The following is a 24202-nucleotide window of genomic DNA, read 5'->3' as shown; positions in this document are numbered from 1 at the left end:
ATTTTTTGGGGGAGGATAACGGGGGAGGACGCGGGTCGGCAAGCCGCCCCGGTCGCGCGATGCAGACCGGGGCGATGTTGATTACTGTGCCTGCGCCAGGCGGCGCTCACGACGGGTCTTAAAGACCCAGCCCAGCAGCAGCAGCGCAATCCACGCCATACCGACGTACAGCGAGATGCGGGTGTCCGGATGATAGCCGATCAGGGCGATAATAAACGCCAGGAACAGCAGGCCGACAACCGTGGTTGCCACCCCACCGGGAACTTTGAATTTCAGGGCTTTGACCTCCTCCGGCGACAGACGGCGGCGGAAGGCAATCTGCGACAGCAGGATCATAATCCACACCCACACGGTGGCGAAGGTGGCCAGCGAGGCGATCACCAGGAAGACGTTTTCCGGCATGATGTAATTGAGGTATACCGCAAACAGCAGCGCAATGGTCATCACCATCACCGTCACCCACGGAATACCGCGACGCGAGGTTTTAGCGAACACCTTCGGCGCGCTCCCCTGCTCGGCCATGCCATGCAACATACGGCCCACGCCGAACACGTCGGAGTTAATCGCCGACAGCGAGGCCGTCAGGACCACGAAGTTAAGAATGCTGGCCGCAAAGGTAATGCCCAGATGCTGAAAGGTCAGGACAAAGGGGCTGCCGTCGGTACCCACCTGGTTCCACGGATAGATAGACATAATGACAAACAGCGTGCCGACATAGAACACCAGAATGCGTATCGGCACCGAGTTGATAGCGCGTGGAATGGATTTCTCCGGATCTTTCGCCTCACCGGCGGTAATACCGATGATTTCGATACCGCCGTAGGCGAACATCACCATCTGCAGCGACATCACCATTCCCAGCCAACCGTTGCTGAAGAAGCCGCCGTTGCTCCACAGGTTATGAATGCCCGTCGGCTGGCCGCCGTTGCCGATCCCCCAGATAATGATGCCGAACCCGGCGAGGATCATAATGATGATGGTGGCCACTTTGAAGAACGAGAACCAGAACTCCAGCTCGCCAAACACCTTGACGCTCATCAGGTTGACGGCGCAGATGATGAGCACCACGCTGAGCACCCAGATCCAGTGCGGCACCGTCGGGAACCAGACGCCCATGTAGATACCGAAGGCGGTGACGTCGGCGATGGCGACGATCAGGATTTCAAAGCAGTAGGTCCAGCCGGTGATATAGCCCGCCAGTCCGCCGAGGTTTTCCTGAGCATAGCGAGAGAATGAGCTGGCGGAAGGGTTATGCACCGACATCTCACCGAGCGCGCGCATAATGATATATGCCGCGACGCCGCCGATAATGTAGGCCAACAGTACGCTGGGTCCGGCCATTTTAATCGCGTCGGCTGAACCGTAAAAAAGCCCGGTGCCGATGGCGGAACCCAGGGCCATAAAGCGGATGTGCCGGGTGCTTAGCCCGCGCTTAAGCTTGTTACTACTTTCCATCGTGGTTTTTCAATGCCGTTTAACACAAAAAATAAAAAACCACGGAACCCGAAGTCCCGTGGTTAAACGCTTGTCCTCAACGCCGGTTAGTGCGCGCTGGAGGTCACCTGACGTCCGGCGGCACGGTCCCAGATCACCGCGAGGATTGCCATCACGGCGGTCGGCATCAGCCAGGCCAGACCTTGCTCCGCCAGCGGCAGACGCGCGGTCCAGGCCGGCAGGATAGCGGCAAACGCCGATGACTTAATCCCGTCAATGATACCAAACATCAGACTGATAAACATGGCCGGCGCGATAACACGTGACGAATTATGCCACCAACTGCGGGTAAAGCTTAATACAACCAGTGCGATACACGGCGGATAGATAGCGGTCAACACCGGAATCGACACCTGAATCAGGTGGCTCAGACCAAGGTTGGAGACCGCCATCGAGAACAGGCCGAGGATGAAGACCAGCGTGCGATAGGAGAACGGCAGATACTGGGCAAAGAACTCAGCGCAGGCGCAGGTCAGACCCACCGCCGTCACCAGGCAGGCGATGAAGATCAGCGCCGCCAGCAGGAAGCTGCCCGCCCCGCCGAAGGTATGCTGCACGTAAGCGTGGAGGATTGCCGCGCCGTTAGCAGACTGGTCCACGAGGGTGGCGCTATCAGAGCCCAGACGGAACAGCGCCAGATACAGCAGGGTCAGACCGACGCCTGCCATCAGGCCCGCCCAGACGGTGTAGCGGGTCAACAAACGCGCTTCGCTGACGCCGCGGGAGCGTGCGGCATTGACAATCACGATCCCGAACACCATCGCGCCGAGGGTGTCCATGGTCAGGTAGCCGTTGACGAAGCCATTGGAGAATGGCGCGGTACGATACGCTTCCATCGCGTCGCTGATCGGGCCCGCCGGCCAGACAACCGCGGCGACCGCCAGCACAATCAGGGCGATAATTTTCAGCGGCGCAAGGAAATTTCCCACCGTATCCAGCAGTTTGCCCGGATAGAGTGAGACCAGGATCACCAGCGCGAAGTAGATAACGCTGTAGATCAGCAGCGGCAGCGGGCCATCGCCGGTCAGCGGCGCAATACCGACCTCAAATGAGACGGTCGCGGTGCGCGGGGTCGCGAACAGCGGTCCTACCGCGAGATAACACACCACCGCCAGCAGGATACCCGCCACTTTACCAATCGGGGTGCTCAGGCTTTCAACGCCGCCGCCAACTTTCGCCAGCGCCACCACCGTCAGCACCGGCAGACCCACCGCAGTGATCAGGAAGCCGATCGCCGCCGTCCAGACGTGCTCGCCCGCCTGTAAGCCAACCATCGGAGGGAAAATAATATTGCCTGCGCCAACGAACAACGCGAAGGTCATAAAGCCCAACGCTATGATGTCGCGAGATTTTAACTGATGGGTCATAAATTCATTACTGCCTGTGGATGTGGTGTTGTAAAAAAATGGAAAAATACCGCGCTACCCTCTCAGGGACGATACAGCGGCGATTGCCTGTAAACTCAGCGAGATATGCTCCCGAAGCGGCGTGGGAAAGAATTGTTTTTGGTATTACCACGCAAAAGCAGTCTGTCATCGACTGCGCAGGCGCAATTTAAACGCTTATAACGTTTTAAAGCAAGGCACGATCGCAAAAGCAGATGATTATGCTGGTTATCAGTTTCACACCAGAATCATTTACCATATTGATGGAAAACCCGTGGCTTATCATGCGAACAAAAAAGCAGCGCACGTTCATTAAATAGGCGAGGGGAAAATGACTGCCAATGAAAATGACCAGCCGAAGCTGGTCATTGGCAAGTTAAGCTGACACTGCGCCGCTCAGGTGTCGTTTCTGGCAATTAATCGTTCCGGGAGCAGGAAGCTAAAACGGGTTCCCTTGCCCACCGTACTTTCTATTTCCAGTCGGCTGTCATGATGGTTGACCGCGTGTTTGACAATCGCCAGCCCCAGGCCGCTGCCCCCCGTTTGCCGGGAGCGGGCTTTATCCACCCGATAGAAACGCTCGGTCAGACGGGGAATATGCTCCGGCGCAATGCCTGGCCCATTATCTTCGACGCTGAACAGCGCCCCCTGCGGCGTTCGCTGCCAGCTGACGCGAATTTCAGTGCCCGGCGGGGTGTGGTTCACCGCGTTATAAACCAGGTTAGAAATGGCGCTGCGCAGCTGCTCCTCGTTGCCCAGCACCTTGAGCTGCTCATCGACGGTAAAAAACAGCGTCTGCTTATCCTGGCTGAGGGTCTGCGCCTCGCGCTCCACCACCCGCAGCATCATCGGCACGTCGATGCGGTCATTCATCGCCAGCGCCGGCGCGGCTTCAATACGCGACAGCGTGAGCAGCTGCTTCACCAGCCCCTCCATACGCTGGGTTTGCTCACGCATGGTGTGCAGGGCCTTTTCACGGGTCGCCCCTTCCAGCACCTGCTCCTGCATCATCTCCAGATAGCCTTGCAGCACCGTCAGCGGGGTGCGCAGCTCATGGCTGACGTTAGCGAAGAAGTTACGCCGCGCCCCTTCCAGTTGATGCATCTGCGTCACGTCGCGCGCCACCATCAGCCACTGCTTGTCGCTGTAGGGCATCACGCGAATTTCCAGATGACGGGCATTATTCAACACCAGATTGAGCGGTTTTGAAAAATCACGCTGTTTCAGGTAGGTGGCGAATTCAGGATAGCGCAGAAGGTTAAGAATGTTTTGCCCACTGTCGTCCGGCCAGCGCAGGTTTAAAATCTGCTGCGCCAGGCCATTACACCAGAAAATGGCCCCCTCCTCCGTGGTCAGGACCACCGCGTCCGGCAACGATTCCGCTCCACTGCGGAAGCGTTTAATCAGGCTTCCCAGCTCACGTCGACGCTTTTTATTACGCATCTGCATCTGGTGCAGACCATACAGCAGCGGCTCCCAGCTGCCGCGGCCGGGCGGAGGGGTCATGCTCCGGTCCACCCACAGCCACCACGACAGGCGCATCAAATTCCAGAAATGCCAGATCAGCAAACCGGTCACTGCCGCCAGTAAAAACCACGGCAAATGACCCACAAACGCCCCCAGAATCAGGGCCGGAATACACGCTAAAAAGAGCTCCAGCGCCAGCCTTTTCCATGACAGCCGTTCCAGCACGGGTCACACTCCTGTCAAAATTCAGAAACGGGCGGAGAAACGATACCCCGTGCCGCGAACCGTTTGCACCATCCGATCATGGCCACTGTGTTCCAGCGCTTTGCGCAGGCGACGAATATGGACGTCCACCGTGCGGTCTTCCACATAGACGTTGGTTCCCCAAACGTGGTTCAGCAGCTGCTCGCGGCTGTACACCCGCTCCGGATGGGTCATAAAGAAATGCAATAACTTAAATTCCGTTGGCCCCATGTCCAGCGGACTTTCGCCGGTCATCACCCGGTGCGATGAGGGATCGAGGCTCAGCCCCTGCATTTCAATCACCTCTTCCACCGCCATCGGCGAAATACGGCGCATCACCGCTTTGATTCGCGCCACCAGCTCCTTCGGTGAGAAAGGCTTGGTAATGTAGTCGTCCGCCCCGGTCTCCAGGCCGCGAACGCGATCCTCTTCTTCTCCGCGCGCGGTCAGCATCACCACCGGAATATCACGGGTCATCGCCTCGCGCTTGAGCAGCTTAATAAACTGCAGCCCCGAACCGCCCGGCAGCATCCAGTCAAGGAGAATCAAATCAGGCCAGGGTTCATTGAGTTGATTCACCGCGCTGTCATAATCTTCCGCTTCGACAGGCTGAAAGCCATTTTGCTCCAGAACAAAGCAGACCATTTCGCGGATTGGAGCTTCATCTTCAACGACCAGAATTCTTCTCGCCATTATTTACCCTGTGTTTTTTAGCCATCAGTATAGAAGTGCGGCGTCATTATGCGTCACTTTTGTGACAGATTTATGAAAAAAATGACCGTCTGATGATCGGGTATTTTGAAGCATGACGCGGACTTACCCCTCTCCGACAAATGGTATACTGCCGCTCATGCTTTTTTCGCTAGGGAAGATTTATGCGCATCCTTCACACCTCCGACTGGCACCTGGGCCAGAATTTTTACAGCAAAAGCCGTGCGGCCGAACATGACGCCTTCCTGAGCTGGCTGCTGGCCCGCGCGCAGGAGTATGAAGTCGACGCCATTATCGTGGCCGGCGATATTTTTGATACCGGATCGCCGCCGAGCTACGCTCGCGAACTGTATAACCGCTTTGTCGTCCAGTTGCAGCAGACCGGCTGTCGCCTGGTGGTGCTGGCGGGCAACCACGATTCGGTGGCGATGCTCAATGAATCCCGCGATATCCTCGCCTTTTTACACACCACCGTCGTGGCGAACGCCGGCTGCCCGCCCATTGAGCTGCCGCGGCGCGACGGCACCCCTGGGGCTATCTTCTGCCCGGTGCCGTTTTTACGCCCGCGCGAGCTGGTCATCAGCCAGGCCGGCCACTCCGGTCGGGAAAAACAGCAGCAGCTGCTGCACGCCATCAGCGACTATTATCAGGAACAGTATCAGCAGGCCTGCGCGCTGCGCGGCGATCGCCCGCTGCCCGTCATTGCCAGCGGCCATCTGACCACCGTCGGCGCCAGCAAAAGCGATGCCGTTCGCGACATTTATATCGGCACGCTGGATGCCTTCCCGGCGCAGCACTTCCCCCCTGCCGACTACATTGCGCTGGGCCATATTCACCGGGCGCAGGTGGTCGGCGGCTGCGAGCACATCCGCTACAGCGGCTCGCCGCTGCCACTGAGCTTTGATGAAACCGGCAAAGCGAAATCGGTGCATCTGGTGAGCTTTAGCGATGGGCGACTCAGCGCCGTGGAAACCCTCGAGGTGCCCGTCACCCAGCCGCTGGCGGTCATCAAAGGCGATCTGGCCGCCATCACCGCCCAGCTGGAGCAGTGGCGCGGCGTTGAACAGGACCCGCCGGTGTGGCTGGATATCGAAATCACCACCGAGGAGTACCTGCACGATATTCAGCGTCAAATTCAGGCGCTGACGGAGGATCTGCCGGTGGAAGTATTGCTGGTGCGCCGCAGCCGCGAACAGCGCGAGAAAATACTGCTCAACGCCCAGCGGGAGACCCTCAGCGAACTGAAGGTGGAAGAGGTGTTCGAGCGCCGGCTGGCGCTGACCGAGATTGACGATGAGAAGCGCGCCCGGCTGCACGAGCTGTTCGCCCATACGCTGCATACGCTCACCGCGGAGGACGAAAACGCATGAAAATCCTCAGTCTGCGTCTGAAAAACCTTAACTCCCTGAAAGGGGAATGGAAGATAGACTTTACCGCCGAGCCGTTCGCCAGCAACGGCCTGTTCGCCATTACCGGCGCCACCGGCGCCGGGAAAACCACCCTGCTCGACGCCATTTGCCTCGCGCTTTACCACGAAACGCCGCGCCTGAATAAAGTCTCCCAGTCGCAAAACGACCTGATGACCCGCGATACCGCCGAGTGTCTGGCGGAGGTGGAGTTTGAAGTGAAGGGCATCGCCTACCGCGCCTTCTGGAGCCAGAACCGGGCGCGTAACCAGCCGGATGGCAACCTGCAGGCGCCCCGCGTCGAGCTGGCGCGCTGCGCCGACGGCAAAATCCTCGCCGATAAGGTCTCGGATAAGCTGGAGCAAACCGCGACGCTCACCGGCCTCGACTATGGCCGCTTCACCCGCTCGATGCTGCTCTCCCAGGGACAATTTGCCGCCTTCCTGAACGCGAAGCCGAGCGATCGCGCGGAGCTGCTGGAGGAGCTGACCGGCACGGAAATCTACGGTCAGATTTCGGCGATGGTCTATGAGCAGCACAAAACCGCTCGCCATACGCTGGAGAAGTTCGAAGCCCAGGCGGCGGGCATCGTCCTGCTGACGGAGGCCCAGCAGCAGGCGCTGCAGGAAAGTTTGCAGGTGCTTACTGACGAAGAGAAAGCCCTGCTGGCGCAGCAGCAAAACCAGCAGCAGCAGCTCCAGTGGCTAACACGCCGCGACGAGCTGGCGCAGCAGCAGCAGCAGGCGGTCAGCGGCCAGCAGCAGGCCCGCCAGGCGCTGGCCGACGCCGCGCCGGCGCTGGCGAAGCTTGAGCTGGCCCAGCCCGCCGCCCAGCTGCGCCCCCTGTGGGAGCGCCAGCAGGAGCACGCGGCAGGCCTGGAGCAAACCCGCCAGCGAATCAATGAAGTAAATGCTCGCTTACTTGCCAGCACGGCGCTGCGCGCGCGCATCCGCCGCAGCGCCCTGCACGCCCAGCAGCAGCGGCAGGCTGAACTGACCGAACTGGCGCAGTGGCTGGCGGCCCATGAGCGATTCCGCTTGTGGGGCCAGGAGATTGCCGGCTGGCGGGCGCAATTTTCGCAGCTAACGCGGGATAAACAGCAGCTGACGGCCCAGACCAGCCGCCTGGCCGCGCTGCGCCAGAAGCTGACCTCGCTGCCGGCCAGCCCTCTGTCGCTGAGCGCCGATGACGTTGCGGCGGCGATAGCGCAGCAAAACCAGTCGCGACCGCTGCGCCAGCGGCTGCTCTCCCTGCATGAACAGCATCAGCTGCTGCGCAAGCGTCTGCGCCAGAACGCCGAAAGCGTACAGCAGGCGCAGGCGGAGCAGGCAAAACTCAACGCTACCCTGGCGCAACGCCGGGCGCAGTACAAAGACAAAAACCAGCACTATCTCGACCTGAAAGCGCTCTGCCAGCGGGAAGAAACGATTAAAGATCTGGAAGATTACCGCGCCCGGCTTGAGGCGGGTAAGCCCTGCCCGCTGTGCGGCTCCTGTGAACATCCGGCGATTGAGCAATACGCTTCGCTAACAGTCACGGATAATCAGCGCCGCCGCGATGCGCTGGAAAAAGAGGTCGCCGCGCTAAAAGAAGAAGGTCTGCTGATCCTCGGGCAGGTCAACGCCCTGACGCAGCAGCTCCAGCGTGAGACCGAAGCGGCCGGGCGGCTCGCTGAGGAAGAGCAAGCGCTCACTAAAGCATGGCAGGAAACCTGCGCCTCTCTGCAGATCACGCAGGATATTGCGCAAGAGATAAACAACTGGATCCAGGAGCAGGAGCGCTACGAGCAACAGCTCTACCAGCTCAGCCAGCGCCTGATGCTGCAGAGCCAGCTCAACGATCAGGAGGCGCTGGAGCGCCAGGCTCTGCAGCAGCTGACGGCCACGCGCCAGGGGCTGGAGAGCGCCCTGCAGGCCCTGACGCTGCCCCTGCCGGAAGAAGGGACTGAAGCCGCCTGGCTGAACGCTCGCGAAAGCGAATTTGCCCAGTGGCAGGCGCAACAGACCCGGCATGGCGCCATTCAGGAGCAGATTGCCGCCCTGCAGCCGCTGCTCGAGACGCTGCCAGCCAGCGACGAGGCAGAGGCTGAAGCTGAAGCGGAACCGGCGATCCCCGACAACTGGCGCGCGATCCACGAAGAGTGCCTGGCGTTGCACAGCCAGCTTGTCGCCCAGCAGCAGCTGGAGACCGAAGAGAAGGCGCGCCTGGACCAGTCGCAGGCGCAATTTACCGCCGCCCTGGCCGCCAGCCGCTTTAACGATCGGCAGGCGTTTCTCGCCGCGCTGCTGGACGACGAGACCGCCCAGCGGCTGACGCAGTTAAAACAGACGCTGGAGCAGCAGCTTCAGCAGGCGACGGCGCTCTGCGAGCAGGCGACCCGACAGCAGCAGGCGCACCTGGCGCTGCGTCCGCACGGGACGGACGCGGACATCCCCGCCCTGCAAACTCAGCTGCACGACCTGGCCCAGCGGCTGCGGGACAACACCACCCGCCAGGGCGAGATCCGTCAGCAGCTCAGGCAGGACGCAGAGAGCCGTCAGCATCAGCAGGCGCTGGGGCGGCAGATTGCAGAGGCGGCGCAGCTGGCGGATGACTGGGGCTATCTCAACTCGCTGATCGGCTCCAGCACCGGCGATCGGTTCCGCAAATTCGCCCAGGGGCTGACGCTGGATAATCTGGTCTGGCTGGCAAACCAGCAGCTTAACCGCCTGCACGGGCGCTATCTGCTGCAGCGCAAAGCCAGCGAAGCGCTGGAGCTGGAGGTGGTCGATACCTGGCAGGCCGACGCCGTGCGCGACACCCGCACCCTCTCCGGCGGCGAAAGTTTCCTCGTCAGCCTGGCGCTGGCCCTGGCGCTGTCAGACCTGGTGAGCCATAAGACGCGGATTGACTCTCTGTTTCTTGATGAGGGCTTCGGCACCCTCGACAGCGAAACGCTGGACACGGCGCTGGACGCGCTGGATGCGCTCAACGCCAGCGGCAAGATTATCGGGGTGATCAGCCACGTGGAGGCGATGAAAGATCGCATTCCGGTGCAGATCAAAGTGAAGAAGATAAATGGTCTGGGCTACAGTCGGCTGGATAGAGCGTTTGCGGTGGAGTGAGGTCTGAGTCATTGCGATGTTCCCTCACCCTAACCCTCTCACGGGGGAGAGGGAACCGTCCGGCGCTGGTTTTCCGTTTCGCACGTTGTTGCGATTACCCCTCTCCCCGCAAGAGACCGGGGGTTCCTGCCACACCCCCAGCCACCAAAGCCGCCTTCCCCCTCTCCCTCCGGGAGAGGGCCGGGGTGAGGGGGAGTGGTTCAGGTCCCCTGCAGCGGCCACAGCCATGCCGCGCCGCGTACTCCACTGGAGTCGCCGTGCATCGCTTTACGGATCGGCGTTTCACACTCGCCGCCAAAGACCCACTGTTTCACCAGGTCCGGCACCGTCTGATACAGCCGCTCGACGTTGCTCATCCCGCCGCCCAGCACAATGACGTCCGGATCGAGGATGTTGACCACGTGGGCGAGCGATTTCGCCAGCCGCTGTTCATAGCGGCTCAGCGCCAGTTCGGCTTTTTCGTCACCTTCCCCCACCAGGCGCATAATCTCGCTGCCGCTTAACCCCTTGCCGCTCAGCCGCTGATAGTCAGTGGCAAAGCCGGTGCCGGAGATAAAAGTTTCGATACACCCCTGTTTACCGCAGTAGCAAGGCACTTCCGCACGGTAGCGCAGCTCATCGTCGTTCATCCACGGCAATGGGTTATGTCCCCACTCGCCGGCGTTACCGTTGCCGCCGATATGCGCCCGCCCGTTGAGCGCTACGCCCGCGCCGCAGCCGGTGCCGATAATCACCGCGAACACCGTGTGCGCCCCCGCCGCCGCGCCGTCCACCGCTTCCGACACCGCCAGACAGTTGGCGTCGTTAGCCAGCCGGACTTCACGGTCAAGGCGCAGGCTGAGGTCTTTATCAAAGGGCTGGCCGTTGAGCCAGGTCGAGTTGGCGTTTTTCACTACCCCGGTATAGGGTGAAATCGAGCCCGGGATCCCCATCCCCACGGTGCCACGCTGTCCGGTCGCCTGCTCGGCCATCGCCACCAGGGTAGCGATAGTCTCGATGGTTTGCCGGTAATCCTCCCGCGGCGTGGGTAACCGATGGCGAAACAGCTGCTCTCCCTGGTCGCTCAGGGCTATCACTTCGGTTTTTGTACCACCTAAATCAATACCAATACGCACGCTCAGCTCCTCACCCCGATTAACAATGCAAGCATAGCGACAATTCGCTATCATGCCCGCCTGATTTAACGACAAAGCCGTGGAAATTATCATGCTGTGGTTCAAAAATTTAATGGTTTACCGTCTCAGCCGCGATATCGAATTGCGCGCCGAGGAGATGGAAAAACAGCTGGCCGAGCTGACATTTACCCCTTGTGGCAGCCAGGATATGGCGAAAACCGGTTGGGTATCGCCGATGGGATCGCACAGCGACGCGCTGACGCATACGGCGAACGGCCAGATCATTATCTGCGCGCGTAAAGAAGAAAAGATCCTGCCGTCGCCGGTGATCAAGCAGGCGCTGGAGGCGAAGATCCAGAAGCTCGAAGCCGATCAGGGGCGCAAGCTGAAGAAGACTGAGAAAGATTCCCTGAAAGATGAAGTGCTGCACTCGCTCCTGCCGCGCGCCTTCAGCCGCTTCAGCCAGACGATGATGTGGATCGACACCGTCAACGGCCTGATCATGGTGGACTGCGCCAGCGCGAAGAAAGCGGAAGATACCCTGGCCCTGCTGCGTAAAACCCTCGGCTCGCTGCCGGTGGTGCCGCTGACCCTGGAGAATCCGATCGAGCTGACGCTGACCGAGTGGGTCCGCTCAGGCACCGTAGCGCAGGGCTTCCAGCTGCTGGACGAAGCCGAGCTGAAAGCGATGCTGGAGGATGGCGGCGTGATCCGCGCCAAGAAGCAGGATCTGGTCAGCGACGAAATCGCTGTGCACATTGAGGCCGGGAAGGTCGTCACCAAGCTGGCGCTGAACTGGCAGCAGCGTATTCAGTTTGTGATCTGCGACGACGCGTCAATTAAGCGCCTCAAGTTCTGCGATGAATTACGCGACCAAAACGAAGATATCGATCGGGAAGATTTCGCCCAGCGCTTTGACGCCGACTTTATCTTAATGACCGGCGAACTGGCTGCCCTGATCCAAAGCCTGGTGGAAGGGCTCGGCGGCGAAGCGCAGCGCTAAGCGCCGCTTTCTTTCCTGCCTGGCAGGAAAAAAAATACAACCCGGCGGCAAGCGCCGGGCGTTACGCTGACTTACAGATAGCGGCACAGATAGGAGGTTGGCTCAGCCACCTGCAGATGGAATTCGCTGTTGCCTGGCACATTGAAGGCTTCGCCGGCGGCGTAAACTTTCCACTCAGTCTCACCCGGCAGCAGGACATTCAGCGCCCCGCTGACCACCGTCATCTCTTCCGGCTGCGCCGTACCAAAGGTGTATTCTCCTTCCGCCATCACGCCAACGCTGGCGCGACCGGTACTGCTGCTGGTGAAGCCAATGGATTTCACTTTTCCGTCAAAGTATTCATTGCTTTGAAGCATAAACAAGCCCTTCTGATCGTCGTTGAAAGGCTCAATATAGGGGGCGCTCCTTGCCCCTGTCACGTGAAATTAACACATTAGACTAATAGTTCTGCCGCCAGTCGGGAAACCAGCACATTCGACAGCAAAACCGGGACATCAAGGGCTTTTTGTAACACATCGCGATGATGCTGATAGTAACCGAGACAGTCGAGGACCAGCACGTCGGCCCCCTGCTCCAGCAGCGCTTTACCGGCGGTTAACAGCTCACTGTCGCTACCGGTAAACGGGTTGGCCAGCGCGTAGTACGGTGACTTCTCCAGTGAATGCCACTTTTGTCGCTGCATGGGCATGATCTCTTCCACCGGCACGATCACCCCGACCTGGTGCCCATCGACGATCGACGCCACCAGCGGCGGAATGATCCGCTGCGGCTCGAGGAGGATCGCGTGGTGGGTGGTAAAACCGGTCAGCTGTTCGGAGCTGAGCAGCAGGATCACATCAAAATGCTGTCGATCCAGCATGGCGATCACGCTGCGAACATCACGTTCAATTTTTTGTCGCGACACCATCACCAGCTGGTTATCGCTGAGCAAGGTCAACAGACCCTGTTCGCCGTCACCCACGGCGTACTCTGCCATCACGTCGTCACGCGTCATCTCGCCCAGCAGGCTGATGTGAGCGATCTGTTCTTCCCTGATATGTTCGGTCAGGAGCGGTAATACTCCCGCCAGCGGCACAACGCCGATGGTCAAAATTGCCATCGTTGCACTACTCATATCATGTACCTTTTCACTACCACTGCTTCAACACAGGCTTACCACACACAGCATTCGCCCCCCTGGTGAGTAAAAATCAACCGTCGAGAAGCGTAGCAGCTCCACGCCGCGGTTGAATGTAAAGATTACCGGGCAGCGGCGGCGTGCCTGAAAAATCCGTGTGTTAGAAATTCATTAGTACGACTGATAAATAAAAAATGTGAGATACGCCCGATATTGCCCGCAGGACAGGCAATCCGGGCTCAGGGGTTAAGACTTGTCGGGATCTTCATAACGCCGCTTGGCATCCACGGCTTCCTGCTCGGTAGGATGTTCGCTGATTAGCGAATCGGGCTCAGGATAGTCCGCGCGGAGTTGATACCAGGTCACCGTCTGACCCTGAGGACCTTTCTCTACCGCAACCACGCGCGCTTCTCTCGGATATGGGGGTCTGTTTGGCATAGTTCTTCCTTCTTCCGGTATCAGAACTATCAAGTATAGGCGCCCCTCGCCGCCTTAATGTAAGTAAATTCTTAACTTACCGGAGCTGCCGTCGCGCCGCACAGCATGGTCATAATTTGCTCCACCACCCGATCCGGGGAGGCTGTAGCATCGACAATATGATGGGCAGCATCACGGTATAACGCTTCACGCTGCGCCAGCACCTCGCCCACTTCCTCACGCACCGGTTTCCCGGTGAGCGTCGGCCGTTGTTCGGCTTTCGGGTAGGCTTCCAGACGGTCAATCAGCGCCGACACCGACGCCTGAAGATAAATCACCACGCCATTCTCCCGCATAAACTGACGGTTACATTCCGCGAGGATGATGCCGCCGCCGGTGGCGATCACCGTATTCGGCAGGGTCACGGCCTTCAGCGACAGGGTCTCCAGCTCGCGAAAGCGCGCCCACCCTTCCGCCTGCACGATCTCCGCCACCGTCCGCTGCTCATGGGCCTGCAGCCGATGATCGGTATCGGAGAACTGAAAATGTCGCGCTCGCGCCAGCGCATGGCCGACGGTGGTTTTACCGCAGCCGCGTGGCCCGATGAGAAAGATTGGCTGTGTCATAACCGAAGACCCCCTGGTTCCGTCTGTCGCAAAAAAAGGAAAACGAAAGAACGTATTATCGCTGTCTGTTCCGCAACGTAGTCGTAAAAAAAACGTTACACAACTTCTTTACACCCCATCACCGCAGTGAGACAAAGGGCTCTTAATGTAAACTTATCATTGCATTTGGTGTTTAACCAGCTTTACTTTTCTGCCTGGCGTTATTTTTTATCCACTGCTGGCGTAAACGGTAACACATTTATGCATAGCTTTACGAAGCAACATATTTACAACATCGTGTTTCAGACGCACCCTGATGCCTATTCGACAGTGTGACAGAGGAATGTAACATGCAATCTGAAGAACAACGCCTTATTGATGGACTGTTTTCCCGGCTGAAAGAGGCTGAGGCGCACAGTGCATCGCGCGATGCCAGCGCCGAGGAGCGGATTGCCCAACACGTGAGCGCGCAGCCGGCGGCCCCCTACTATATGGCGCAAACCATCCTTATCCAGGAAGCCGCGATCAAACAGCTCAACGATCGCATCCAGGCGCTGGAGAGCCAGGTCAGCCAGCTGCAGGCGGCGAAGCCCAGCAGCGGCGGTTTCCTCTCCGGCCTGTTTGGCGGCGGCGGCTCGTCACGCGGTTCTGACCCGATCCCGGGCGCGGAGCAATACGGTCGCCCGCAGGCCAGCTCACAGCCGCAGTATGCCCCACAGCAGCAGCAGAGCTATGCCCCGCAGGCTGCCGCACGCGGCGGCGGCTTTATGGCGGGCGCGCTGCAAACGGCCGCAGGCGTAGCGGGCGGGGTGGTGCTGGGCAATATGCTGACCAGTATGTTCAGCGGCTCGCACCCGCAGGAGATTGTGAATATCATCGAAGAGAAGCCGCTGCCTGATGCTGACGCCCCCGCCGCACAGGACGCCGCCGCGGGTGACGATCCGTTCCGTCAGGGAGACGATCAGTTCCTTGCCGACAACACCTGGAACGACGACTTCGACGCCGGCTTTGGCGATGATGATATTGGCAGCGATGACGACAGTTGGGTTTAACCCTGCTGACGTTTAACCGCCAGCAACCACTTCTCCAGCTCGGCGGCAAACTGTTGCCGATCGCGCTGCGATAAACTATCCGGGCCGCCGGTCTGAACGCCGCTGGCCCGTAATGTCTCCATAAAATCCCGCATCGTCAACCGCTCGCGGATCGTCGCTTCGCTGTAGCGCTCTCCGCGCGGATTGAGCGCCGCCCCGCCCTTCGCCAGCACCTCCGCAGCCAGCGGAATATCGGCGGTGATCACTAAATCCCCCGCCGCGCACTGACGGACGATTTCGTTATCCGCCACGTCAAAACCCTGCTCAACCCGCAGGGTGCGGATGAAACGCGACGGCGGTACGCGCAGCGGCTGGTTCGCCACCAGCGTCAGCGGCGTCTGGGTCCGTTCTGCCGCGCGGAACAATATCTCTTTAATCACGTTCGGACACGCGTCTGCATCCACCCAAATGGCCATGCCAGCTCCTGTTACCTGCAATAAGTGTCGCCAATGTTACCTGCTTTTCTCCCCCATGAAAGCGCCAGGATGATAAGCTAATCAGATCGTAACGAAAAAAGCAGAGGGGAATGGTGATGGATAAGAAAATTGGCTTTATCGGCTGCGGCAATATGGGTAAGGCCATTCTGGGTGGACTGATCGCCAGCGGCCAGGTACAGCCGGGACAAATTTGGGTCTACACCCCGTCGCCGGACAAGGTTGCGGCTCTGCGCGACCAGTACGGCATCAACGCCGCCGATAGCGCCCAGGAAGTGGCGCAAATTGCCGATATCGTCTTCGGCGCGGTGAAGCCGGGGATCATGACCAAAGTGCTGGGCGATATCGCCTCCAGCCTGAATAAAGAGTCGCTGGTGGTCTCCATCGCCGCCGGCGTCACGCTTGACCAGCTGGCGCGCGCGCTCGGCCACGATCGCAAAATTATTCGCGCGATGCCCAATACCCCGTCGCTGGTTAACGCCGGCATGACCTCCGTTACGCCAAACGCGCTGGTGAGCAGCGAAGATGTGGCCGAAGTGTTGACCATTTTCCGCTGCTTTGGCCAGGCGGAGCAAATTGCCGAGCCGATGATCCATCCGGTGGTGGGCGTTAGCGGTTCGGCGCCAGCCTATGTCTTTATGTTTATCGAAGCGATGGCCGATGCCGCCGTTCTCGGCGGGATGCCGCGCGCCCAGGCCTACAAATTCGCCGCGCAGGCGGTGATGGGCTCTGCCAAAATGGTGCTGGAGAGCGGTGAGCATCCGGGAGCGCTGAAAGATATGGTCTGCTCTCCTGGCGGGACCACCATCGAAGCCGTGCGCGTGCTGGAAGAAAAAGGCTTCCGCTCCGCGGTGATCGAAGCCATCAGCCAGTGCATGGAAAAATCAGAGAAACTGAGCCGCTCCTGAAGCTGAGCTGGCGGGCTGCAAGCCCTGAGAGGTCAAAGAACAAGGGAGCGCGTGCGCTCCCTTTTTTTCAGGCTTTCTTCAGGCAGCTACTCATGAAGGTACTGCGTTCATCGCCCTTCAGTGATTTTGCCGAAGCCGCTTTGTTGCAGTCGCTCATCTTCTGCTGTTGGGGCGTGAGGGGCTTTCCTTGCGAGGTCGTGGTCTCTTTTTTGAGGCACTGACTCATAAAGGTTTTGCGCTCCTCCCCTTTCAGCGTTTTGGCTGACGCTTGCTGATTGCAGTCCGTCATCCTTTGCTGCTGAGGAGTGGGCGTTTTTTCTGCCGCGCCAACCGCGCTGATAAAGATCAAGCCAAACAGTAGGGTCATCAGTAAGGTTATTTTCATCGCACCATCCTTCTGTGAGTGGATCGTTGTAAGTCTGGACGCAGATAGAAAAAAAACCAGCCGGTGACGCGATTTCGCCACCGGCAGCGACTTATTTCAGACTCAGGGCAGCTTTCATAGTTGAGAAGAGGTCGGTCTGATCGGTCAGGCCGACGACGTTAGCCGCATGCGGACCGTAGGCCGCAATGCGCAGCTGGGTGCCGGTGTGCTCCATCGACTCTTCCTCTGAGTTGCCGTAGCTCATGACCATCACTGCGCCATCGTGAGTATTCAGAGCCTGAGTCAGGCCCGGGGCTTTGCTATCCGCCGGGATGATCTGGCTGGCGTGCGCATGGTCGGCGGTGACGATCACCAGGGTATTGCCGTCTTTTTTGGCAAATTCCAGCGCCTTCTGCACCGCCTCGTCGAGATCAACCGTTTCGCCGATCTGGCCGCACGGATTCGCCGCATGATCCTGCTTATCGATGGAGGCACCTTCCACCTGCAGGAAGAAGCCTTTCTCGTGGCGGCTCAGCAGGTCAATCGCTTTCTCCGTCATCTGCGCCAGCGTCGGCACCGAGGCGTCGCGTTTCGGGTTTGGGGTACAGGTTACCGGCGGCTTATCGATATTACCGTGATAAGACGCCTTGGGCCCTTCCCAGCGTACCGGCATATTGCCGTCGGCGAAGAGACCCAGCAGCGGTTTATCCTGGCTGGCTTCCGTCGCGGCGGCAAGAGAGGCCGCGTCGGTCACAATCTGGTAGCCGCGCGCTTCCGCCTGCTCACGCAGGGTTTTGCCCTGCCACTCGCCTGCCGTCGCCGTTTCGGCAAAAGTCTTCGCGCCGCCGCCCAGGGTGACATCCGGCCGGGCGTTCAGCAGCTGTTCGGTAATGGAGCCTTTGCCCCCTTTCTCCAGCGCATTGCTGGGGCATTTTTCGCTGGTAACCGTAGGGCCGTAGCATTTACGCGATGTCACATGCGCCACCAGCGCCGCGGGGGTGGCGTCCTGCAGCTCGGCGGTAGAAACGTTGCCGGTGGCCAGGCCCGCCGCTTTCGCCAGCTCGAGGATGGTCTGATGCGCGTTCTCATGAATATCGACGCCCAGCGCGCCGTTATAAGTCTTCACGCCGGTGGTCCAGGCGGTGGCGGAGGCCGCCGAGTCGGTGACGTAGTCCGGTTTACCGGTTTTTTTATCCAGCGAATAGTGCGTGTACTGCCCGGTTAACGGCAGGGCGTCAATGCCTTTAAAGAAACCGCCCGCCCCTTCCGCATAATTTCGCGCAGCGGTAATTTCAGAATCGCCCATCCCATCGCCAATCAGCAAGATAACGTTTTTGGCCGGCTTATTGATTATCGAGGCGCGCAGCGCTTCGGTTTGATCGCCCGTTAAACGACGCGCGCCGCCGGGAGTGGTGATATCTCCCTGGGCAGCGCGATTTTCCAGAACCGGCGCGGTCGTGGTTTCCGCATGAATAACCGGCGAGCCCAGCAGAGGCAGCAGGGCAATAAACAGGGCGCTTAATTTCACTTTTGTCATCTCCATGTAAAAAATACTTAAAAAAACAAAACGTGGGAGACTTTATAAAAGGGAGATGACAGAAAAATGACGGCATCCTTGTCGCGTCGCAAAGATTAGCTACGAGGATGCCGCAACAGCTTCTTTAGATATTGCTGCAGCAGGATGGCATCCTGGTCGTTGACCGGCGGACAAGGCGTCACCTGGTCTATCGCCTGCTCAATATCCTGAATCAATGCCTGCTGGGCATCATGCTCCATATGGCGCAATAATGCGGTGACCACGATCTCCAGCGCTTCAACCTGCACCGTCAGTTCCTTTGCTTCTTCTTCTTTTTGCGCCAGTTTAACCAGTAACTCAGCAATGAGATTCTTCATAGCACCAGTTCCTTATGCGAGGCCTGTTTTTCGATTGAGATGTCATACCTGATGACGGACCCCAGAATTACTTAAAATAAGAATCGTCGCAACACCCAATATACAGCGAAACGTTTTACCACAACAAAATACCACTATAAATAGTATTGTTTAATCAACACCGGGGCTGTTTATAACTAAATGACGTCGGAAATAATAAAATGGAATAGCGCTCACGCAATGGCGATAACAAAAAGTAATGGTAAATCGACCGACGTTGAATAACGCTGACGGTATTGCGTTAAATACCGTCAGCAGAGGTTCAGGCATTCGCCCGGCGGGTACGGCGCAGCATCCATGCCAGTTGCCAGAGGTTAATGAAAACGATAATGGCGGTAGCAATAAACACCCAGCGGAAGCCGGCCATCGCTGATACGGAAGCGCCAATTAGCGGCCCGGCGACGTTGCCAAGATACATAAACGACTGGTTATAGCCAAAGATGCGCCCGGTGACGCTGTCGCTGCTGTATTTCAGCAGCAGGGTCTGCACCGCCGGAAGCATCGCGCCATCGGCAAAGCCGAGCAGAAAACGCAGCGTACCTAATTGCAGCGGGGTGGTGACAAAGGACATGGCGAAGAACATCACCACCGCGCAGCAGAGCGTCGCCAGCAGGATCCGCGAGGTGCCGATGCGGTCGCCAAGCTTACCCAGCCGTGGCGCAGAGATCAGCGCCGACACCCCGGGCACCGCGGCGATCATCCCGGCCAGAAAAGCGATATTGTTGCTGTCCGGCGCCATCGACTTGATAAACAGCGCCAGAATCGGGCCGATTGAGCCGTTGCACAACTGGATCACCAGAGTGGTGAAAAAGAGGCTGATCACCAGCCCCGGATAGGGCAAGGAGGCAAAGACCTGTTTCCCGGTGAGACGATCGCTTTTGCTGATCTGCGGGCGAACGCCCTCTTTAATCAGAAACAGGGTCACCAGAAAACTGATGGTCAGCAGGATCGCCGTAATAAAAAAGACCATTCGCAGCCCGACGTGGTCCGCCAGGAAGCCGCCCAGCAGCGGGCCGCCGATCACGCCGCTGATTTGCGCCGTCGACAGGGTGCTCAGCGCCCAGCCGCTGCGCTCGCGCGGCACCTGGGAGGCCACCAGCGCCATGGCGTTAGGGATATAACCGGAGGTTAAGCCCATGATCGCCCGCAGAATAAACAGCTGCCAGACATTAGTGGCGAAGGCCTGCAGTAAAATGGCAATCGCCATTCCCAGCGAGGCGCGCAGCAGCATCAGCTTGCGGCCTTTGCGGTCCGCCAGGCTCCCCCACATCGGCGAGACGATCGCCGAGACCAGGAAGGTGACGCTGAAGGTCAGCCCCGACCACATCGACAGCGCTTCATGCGAGGTGACGCCCAGCTGGGAGACGTAGAGCGGTAAAAAGGGGAGAATTTGACTGATCGCCAGGCCGGTAAAAAAGCAACCAAACCAGACGGAGATAAGATTAACCTTCCAGGATTCCATAACTGCGCGTATTCATTAATGATTTGCCAATTATTACCTAGCTTAGCAATTTCATTGCACTGGTGTACTACCATAGATGCGCTGGCGGTGAGTTTGGTGTTTTATGACTGCGCATGAGAGGCTGACGAAGCATTTTCTGGTCATTCAGGCTGCTCACAGGGCTTTATGCTCAAAAGCAGAAGCCCTGCCCGCGCATCCCAAAGTGAAAATGGTTGGCGTGCGCCGCGTTGTACTCCGGCCCCAGCGCGTTGCCGAAGTAAGGGCAGCTGTTGCTTAACAGCGCCGCCAGCCAGGGGTGAGGGCGATCGCTGCGCCAGCCCTGCAGGACGCTGATGCGTCTGCCGTCCGTCAGGCGGAAGCCGCTAACATCAAGGGCATCCGCCGTCGCGTGTTCACTACGCCGCGCCTGTTCCCGATGGTAGATATTGCGGCAGGCGAAGCTGCCGAGATGATCGATCTGGCGCAGATCGCTGGCCATCAGCTGACGGGTTAGCGGCTTCGCCTGCTGCTCGACGTACAGCGCGCTGCTGAGCGCCAGCGGGCAGCTGGCGAGGAAACTACTGCTCAACTGCACCGAGCCAAAATTAGCCACCCGCACCACGTTACGCAGCGGGCAGGCGCCCTCGCTGTCGGCCACCGGCTGGCTGGCGATGAGCCGCCGGCGGTTGGCCTCCGCCAGCAGGGAGGCGCACTGGTCGGCCGTCAGGCTGCGCAGCTTGAACGACGTCAGCCAGCCCGGGGGATCGTCAAGGGCCAGCGGCGCCAGCGGATTCAGGTGTGGCGGCAGATAGCGATATCCCACAAGGCCCGCGCCGAGCAGCCCGGCCAGCACCAGCAGCGTCTTTCCTCTCACGCCCGCTCCCGTCAATTGATCAGGTAAATATTATGGCAGGCAGGCGGCGGTTTCACATGGTATGTTATGCCCTTTGATGTAATCTGGATGGAAGTTGAAATGGCAAAGATGAGGGTTGGGATCGTTTTTGGCGGTAAGTCGGCAGAGCATGAAGTGTCGCTGCAGTCAGCGAAGAATATCGTGGAAGCGATTGATAAATCACGCTTCGATGTGGTTCTGTTGGGGATTGATAAACAGGGGCTATGGCACATCAACGACGCCGGCAACTACCTGCTCAACGCTCAGGATCCTGCCCGCATCGCCCTGCGCCCTTCAACGGTGACCCTGGCGCAGATCCCGGGCCGCGAGGCGCAGCAACTGATTAACGCCGAAAGCGGCCAGCCGCTGGCGGCCATCGATGTAATTTTCCCCATCGTCCACGGCACGCTGGGCGAAGACGGTTCCCTGCAGGGGATGCTGCGCATGGCCAATCTGCCTTTCGTCGGATCAGATGTGCTGGGCTCTGCGGCCTGTATGGACAAAGATGTGACCAAACGCCTGCTGCGCGACGCCGGTCTCGCCGTCGCACCGTTTATCACCCTGACCCGCGCCAACCGCGCGCAGTTCAGCTTTGCCGATGTCGAAGCGAAGCTGGGCCTGCCGCTGTTCGTTAAGCCGGCCAACCAGGGATCGTCGGTTGGCGTCAGCAAAGTTAAAAACGAAGAGCAGTACCATCAGGCGGTGGCCCTGGCCTTTGAATTTGACCATAAAGTGGTGGTGGAGCAAGGTATTAAAGGGCGGGAAATTGAGTGTGCGGTGCTGGGTAACGACCATCCGCAAGCCAGCACCTGCGGTGAAATTGTCCTCAACAGCGAGTTTTACGCTTACGACACCAAGTATATCGACGACCAGGGCGCGAAGGTGGTGGTCCCGGCCGCTATCGCCCCGGAGATCAACGACAAGATCCGCGCTATCGCGGTGCAGGCTTACCAGACCCTGGGCTGCAGCGGCATGGCCCGCGTCGACGTCTTCCTCACCGCCGACAACGAGGTGGTGATCAACGAGATCAACACCCTGCCGGGCTTCACCAATATCAGTATGTATCCGAAGCTGTGGCAGGCCAGCGGCCTCGATTACACCAGTCTGATCACCCGCCTGATTGAGCTGGCGCTGGAGCGCCATGCCGCGGACCGGGCGCTGAAAACCTCCATGAACTAAAACGCGTTTTACCCCGCCTGGCAGCGGCGGCCTCAGGCCTCTTCTGCCGGGCGGCGGCGGATCACAAAGCCCGCAATCCAGAAGCTTATCACCCAGGTGACCAGACCGACGGCGTAGGATTGCCAGCCCTGCGTCTCAAACCCCAGCAGCCCCACCACGCCATTAAGAATAAAAATTAACCCCAGCGCCACCGCGTAGTAGTGCCAGTCGCGGCGAATTTTATCAGTGAGCTTCATGCGGCCTCCAACAGCAAAAAACGCATCTTCGCATAGCCGCCCGCGGCGGTCTGTAGCGATATGGAGAATGTTGCTGGATTGCGACGCCGGTCTCCCTTTTCCCTTCCTGTGGCGCGGTTAACACAACGGCGAAAACAGGATTATTCCTGGAGGGCAATTACCAGCAATCTGATACTGGCGACGGCGTCGCACTGCCAGAATACCTGCCATAGAGCTGGAGAAAAAACCAGCAGTACAGAGGTGGGAGGGCCTATGGCTGAATTCAGTTTTTCAAAATCGCTTTTGGGAAATAAAAAAAGAGGGGCGCTGACCGGCAGCCATGTCGCCTACGGGCTGTTCGTGCTGATCTGCTGCTGGGCCGGTGCGCAGATGCTCAGCATGCTGATCCACGCCCCGGGGGTGTTTGAGCGCCTGATGCAGGCCCAGGACGCCAGCCGTCCGCAGGTCGACATCAGTCTCGCCGTTGGCACCCTCTTTGGCCTGATCCCTTTCCTGGTCGGCTGCGCGTTCATCGGGCTGCTGGCAATCATTGTACGCTGGCGTCGGCGCCGTTAACGCCGCGCCATACAGCTTGCCCGCCGCTCATCGACCCGTTTCGCAAACCACGCCGTCGTCAGATTACGGGTGATTTTCGGACTCTCAAGCTGGATCCCCGGCAACATCTCCCGCGGCAGGGTTTTGCCCGCTTTTTTATCAGCGAGACGGAAAACCTGTTGATAGAGGTCGGTCTTCTCAAACGCCAGGCTGTCGCCCTTTTTCAGCTGGCTGCGGATCTCGCTGTCGCTCATCCCCAGCTGGCCCGCCAGGCGACGTACCGCCAGCTCGGTGCTGCCCGGCTCATCGCTGTCATAGCGGATAAGGTCGCCGTCGAGCGCCAGTTTCACCCCGCTGGCTTTCACCACCGCGTTCTGGAAGGCGGCGTTACGGCTGGCATACCAGCCGGCGTTAAAGTCGGCAAAACGGTACAACGGCACGCTGTAGCTGGCCGGGTAGTTCAGCAGATGATAGGTGCCAAACCACAGGCCGCCGCGCAGGCTGAAGACCTCCTGGCGCACCGTACCGTTCATTTTCCACGGGTAGCCGGAGGTATGCTGCTCAGCAAAGGCGATGCTGACCTGCATTGGGCCGCCGGTGTGCACCGGGTTCAGGGAGCCGAACAGCTTCTGCCCCATCGGCACCATCCCGATAAAGTCATCAAAAATAGCGCTCAGCTGCTTTTCCGTCTTCACGTTGTCCAGACGGTCGCTGTAGCTTTTGCCGTTTGGCGAGGTGATCTTCAGCGCGGTATGGACCAGAAACAGCGGAATGTGCATTTTTTCCGCCCGGCGGTCGATCTCCTGCCAGGCGATTTTATTCAGCCCCGGCACCACCGGATCGGACTGATAATTGGACTCCTGCTGCGCGACCGCCAGCACCGAGCAGACGTTCTCTTCCGTCGGCGCCAGCTTCTGGCTGTCAAAGGCGGTGGCGATGGCTTGCGCCCAGGCCTCCCGATCCTTGACGCTGGCGGGCATTTTCTGCCGCACCACCGACGCCACGTCAACGGGCTTCTCACCCTCTTTCAGCACCGGCGCCTGCTGGCTGGTACAGGCGCTGAGCACCACGGCCGCCAGCAGCGTCAATGAACCGGGTATAATGCGCGATAAACGTGCGGCCAT

At 59.1% G+C, this 24202-nt stretch carries 24 protein-coding genes; 7 read left to right on the top strand and 17 right to left on the bottom strand.

Features of this window, described 5'->3' with window-relative positions:
- Nucleotides 1–81: 81 nt before the first annotated feature.
- The 4 genes from proY to phoB all read right to left on the bottom strand — a co-directional run bounded on the left by proY (nucleotide 82) and on the right by phoB (nucleotide 5282).
- Nucleotides 82–1455, bottom strand: a complete 1374-nt coding sequence (proY, locus tag ABLU50_RS00635) for a proline-specific permease ProY (RefSeq protein ID WP_087832587.1) — start codon at nucleotides 1453–1455, stop codon at nucleotides 82–84.
- Nucleotides 1456–1541: 86 nt separating this feature from the next.
- Nucleotides 1542–2861 (bottom strand): branched-chain amino acid transporter carrier protein BrnQ, encoded by a 1320-nt coding sequence (brnQ, locus tag ABLU50_RS00630; protein WP_004204859.1) that lies wholly within the window; start codon nucleotides 2859–2861, stop codon nucleotides 1542–1544.
- Between the two features lie 414 nt (nucleotides 2862–3275).
- Entirely contained in the window at nucleotides 3276–4571 is a 1296-nt protein-coding gene (gene phoR, locus ABLU50_RS00625; protein WP_017898936.1) for a phosphate regulon sensor histidine kinase PhoR, read from the bottom strand.
- Nucleotides 4572–4592: 21 nt separating this feature from the next.
- On the bottom strand, nucleotides 4593–5282 hold the full coding sequence (gene phoB / locus ABLU50_RS00620; protein ID WP_004204861.1) for a phosphate response regulator transcription factor PhoB: 690 nt from the start codon (nucleotides 5280–5282) through the stop codon (nucleotides 4593–4595).
- A gap of 182 nt (nucleotides 5283–5464) precedes the next feature.
- Between phoB and sbcD the strand changes: the two genes are divergently transcribed.
- Nucleotides 5465–6670 carry an exonuclease subunit SbcD gene (gene sbcD / locus ABLU50_RS00615; protein WP_065903496.1) on the top strand — a complete coding sequence of 402 codons (1206 nt, stop codon included), beginning with the start codon at nucleotides 5465–5467 and terminating at the stop codon, nucleotides 6668–6670.
- The gene (sbcC, locus tag ABLU50_RS00610) at nucleotides 6667–9810 is read left to right on the top strand and encodes an exonuclease subunit SbcC (protein ID WP_087832588.1); all 3144 of its coding nucleotides are present in this window, start codon (nucleotides 6667–6669) and stop codon (nucleotides 9808–9810) included. The genes sbcD and sbcC overlap by 4 nt, the downstream gene beginning before the upstream one ends.
- 200 nt (nucleotides 9811–10010) lie before the next feature.
- On the opposite strand, the gene mak is transcribed toward sbcC, so the two are convergent.
- Nucleotides 10011–10925, bottom strand: coding sequence for a fructokinase (gene mak, locus ABLU50_RS00605; RefSeq protein ID WP_048323138.1), 915 nt, complete (start codon nucleotides 10923–10925; stop codon nucleotides 10011–10013).
- A gap of 91 nt (nucleotides 10926–11016) precedes the next feature.
- Here mak and rdgC point away from each other — a divergent pair, with 91 nt between their 5' ends.
- A complete protein-coding gene (gene rdgC / locus ABLU50_RS00600) occupies nucleotides 11017–11928 on the top strand; it encodes a recombination-associated protein RdgC (RefSeq protein WP_087832589.1) in 912 nt (303 codons plus the stop codon).
- Between the two features lie 71 nt (nucleotides 11929–11999).
- Here the strand turns inward: rdgC and ppnP are convergent, their stop codons facing one another.
- From ppnP to aroL, 4 genes are all read right to left on the bottom strand, one after another.
- Entirely contained in the window at nucleotides 12000–12284 is a 285-nt protein-coding gene (ppnP, locus tag ABLU50_RS00595) for a pyrimidine/purine nucleoside phosphorylase (RefSeq protein ID WP_004204865.1), read from the bottom strand.
- Nucleotides 12285–12361: 77 nt separating this feature from the next.
- Nucleotides 12362–13042 carry an AroM family protein gene (locus ABLU50_RS00590; protein WP_072096489.1) on the bottom strand — a complete coding sequence of 227 codons (681 nt, stop codon included), beginning with the start codon at nucleotides 13040–13042 and terminating at the stop codon, nucleotides 12362–12364.
- Nucleotides 13043–13291: 249 nt separating this feature from the next.
- Nucleotides 13292–13483, bottom strand: a complete 192-nt coding sequence (locus ABLU50_RS00585) for a YaiA family protein (RefSeq protein ID WP_002890278.1) — start codon at nucleotides 13481–13483, stop codon at nucleotides 13292–13294.
- 71 nt (nucleotides 13484–13554) lie between these two features.
- Nucleotides 13555–14088: a shikimate kinase AroL gene (gene aroL / locus ABLU50_RS00580; protein WP_023319827.1), complete on the bottom strand. Its 534-nt coding sequence runs from the start codon at nucleotides 14086–14088 to the stop codon at nucleotides 13555–13557.
- Between the two features lie 329 nt (nucleotides 14089–14417).
- Here aroL and ABLU50_RS00575 point away from each other — a divergent pair, with 329 nt between their 5' ends.
- On the top strand, nucleotides 14418–15119 hold the full coding sequence (locus ABLU50_RS00575) for a DUF2076 domain-containing protein (RefSeq protein ID WP_087832590.1): 702 nt from the start codon (nucleotides 14418–14420) through the stop codon (nucleotides 15117–15119).
- Here ABLU50_RS00575 and ABLU50_RS00570 read toward each other — a convergent pair.
- Nucleotides 15116–15574: a YaiI/YqxD family protein gene (locus ABLU50_RS00570; protein ID WP_004204870.1), complete on the bottom strand. Its 459-nt coding sequence runs from the start codon at nucleotides 15572–15574 to the stop codon at nucleotides 15116–15118. The genes ABLU50_RS00575 and ABLU50_RS00570 overlap by 4 nt on opposite strands.
- A 116-nt stretch (nucleotides 15575–15690) precedes the next feature.
- On the opposite strand from ABLU50_RS00570, the gene proC reads away from it, so the two are divergent.
- Nucleotides 15691–16500, top strand: coding sequence for a pyrroline-5-carboxylate reductase (gene proC / locus ABLU50_RS00565; protein WP_004204871.1), 810 nt, complete (start codon nucleotides 15691–15693; stop codon nucleotides 16498–16500).
- Between the two features lie 67 nt (nucleotides 16501–16567).
- Here the strand turns inward: proC and ABLU50_RS00560 are convergent, their stop codons facing one another.
- From ABLU50_RS00560 to ABLU50_RS00540, 5 genes are all read right to left on the bottom strand, one after another.
- The gene (locus tag ABLU50_RS00560) at nucleotides 16568–16885 is read right to left on the bottom strand and encodes a PsiF family protein (RefSeq protein ID WP_004204873.1); all 318 of its coding nucleotides are present in this window, start codon (nucleotides 16883–16885) and stop codon (nucleotides 16568–16570) included.
- 91 nt (nucleotides 16886–16976) lie between these two features.
- A complete protein-coding gene (gene phoA, locus ABLU50_RS00555; protein WP_032431195.1) occupies nucleotides 16977–18407 on the bottom strand; it encodes an alkaline phosphatase in 1431 nt (476 codons plus the stop codon).
- A gap of 89 nt (nucleotides 18408–18496) precedes the next feature.
- Entirely contained in the window at nucleotides 18497–18757 is a 261-nt protein-coding gene (gene iraP, locus ABLU50_RS00550; RefSeq protein WP_004204875.1) for an anti-adapter protein IraP, read from the bottom strand.
- Nucleotides 18758–19058: 301 nt separating this feature from the next.
- Nucleotides 19059–20258, bottom strand: a complete 1200-nt coding sequence (locus tag ABLU50_RS00545; RefSeq protein WP_064178000.1) for a multidrug efflux MFS transporter — start codon at nucleotides 20256–20258, stop codon at nucleotides 19059–19061.
- A 169-nt stretch (nucleotides 20259–20427) separates the two neighbouring features.
- Entirely contained in the window at nucleotides 20428–21111 is a 684-nt protein-coding gene (locus ABLU50_RS00540) for an extensin family protein (protein ID WP_087832591.1), read from the bottom strand.
- Between the two features lie 99 nt (nucleotides 21112–21210).
- Here ABLU50_RS00540 and ddlA point away from each other — a divergent pair, with 99 nt between their 5' ends.
- Nucleotides 21211–22308, top strand: a complete 1098-nt coding sequence (gene ddlA, locus ABLU50_RS00535; RefSeq protein WP_004204880.1) for a D-alanine--D-alanine ligase — start codon at nucleotides 21211–21213, stop codon at nucleotides 22306–22308.
- A 32-nt stretch (nucleotides 22309–22340) separates the two neighbouring features.
- On the opposite strand, the gene ABLU50_RS00530 is transcribed toward ddlA, so the two are convergent.
- Nucleotides 22341–22544 (bottom strand): DUF2754 family protein, encoded by a 204-nt coding sequence (locus ABLU50_RS00530; RefSeq protein WP_004204881.1) that lies wholly within the window; start codon nucleotides 22542–22544, stop codon nucleotides 22341–22343.
- 252 nt (nucleotides 22545–22796) lie between these two features.
- Here ABLU50_RS00530 and ABLU50_RS00525 point away from each other — a divergent pair, with 252 nt between their 5' ends.
- Nucleotides 22797–23099, top strand: coding sequence for a YaiY family protein (locus ABLU50_RS00525; protein ID WP_017898944.1), 303 nt, complete (start codon nucleotides 22797–22799; stop codon nucleotides 23097–23099).
- Here the strand turns inward: ABLU50_RS00525 and ABLU50_RS00520 are convergent.
- A complete protein-coding gene (locus ABLU50_RS00520; protein WP_064183761.1) occupies nucleotides 23096–24202 on the bottom strand; it encodes a DUF1615 domain-containing protein in 1107 nt (368 codons plus the stop codon). The two genes, ABLU50_RS00525 and ABLU50_RS00520, sit on opposite strands and share 4 nt — an antisense overlap.

Source organism: Klebsiella sp. GG_Kp173 (assembly GCF_040062415.1).
Classification (GTDB): domain Bacteria; phylum Pseudomonadota; class Gammaproteobacteria; order Enterobacterales; family Enterobacteriaceae; genus Klebsiella; species Klebsiella quasipneumoniae.
This window is presented reverse-complemented; position numbering and strand designations above follow the sequence as displayed.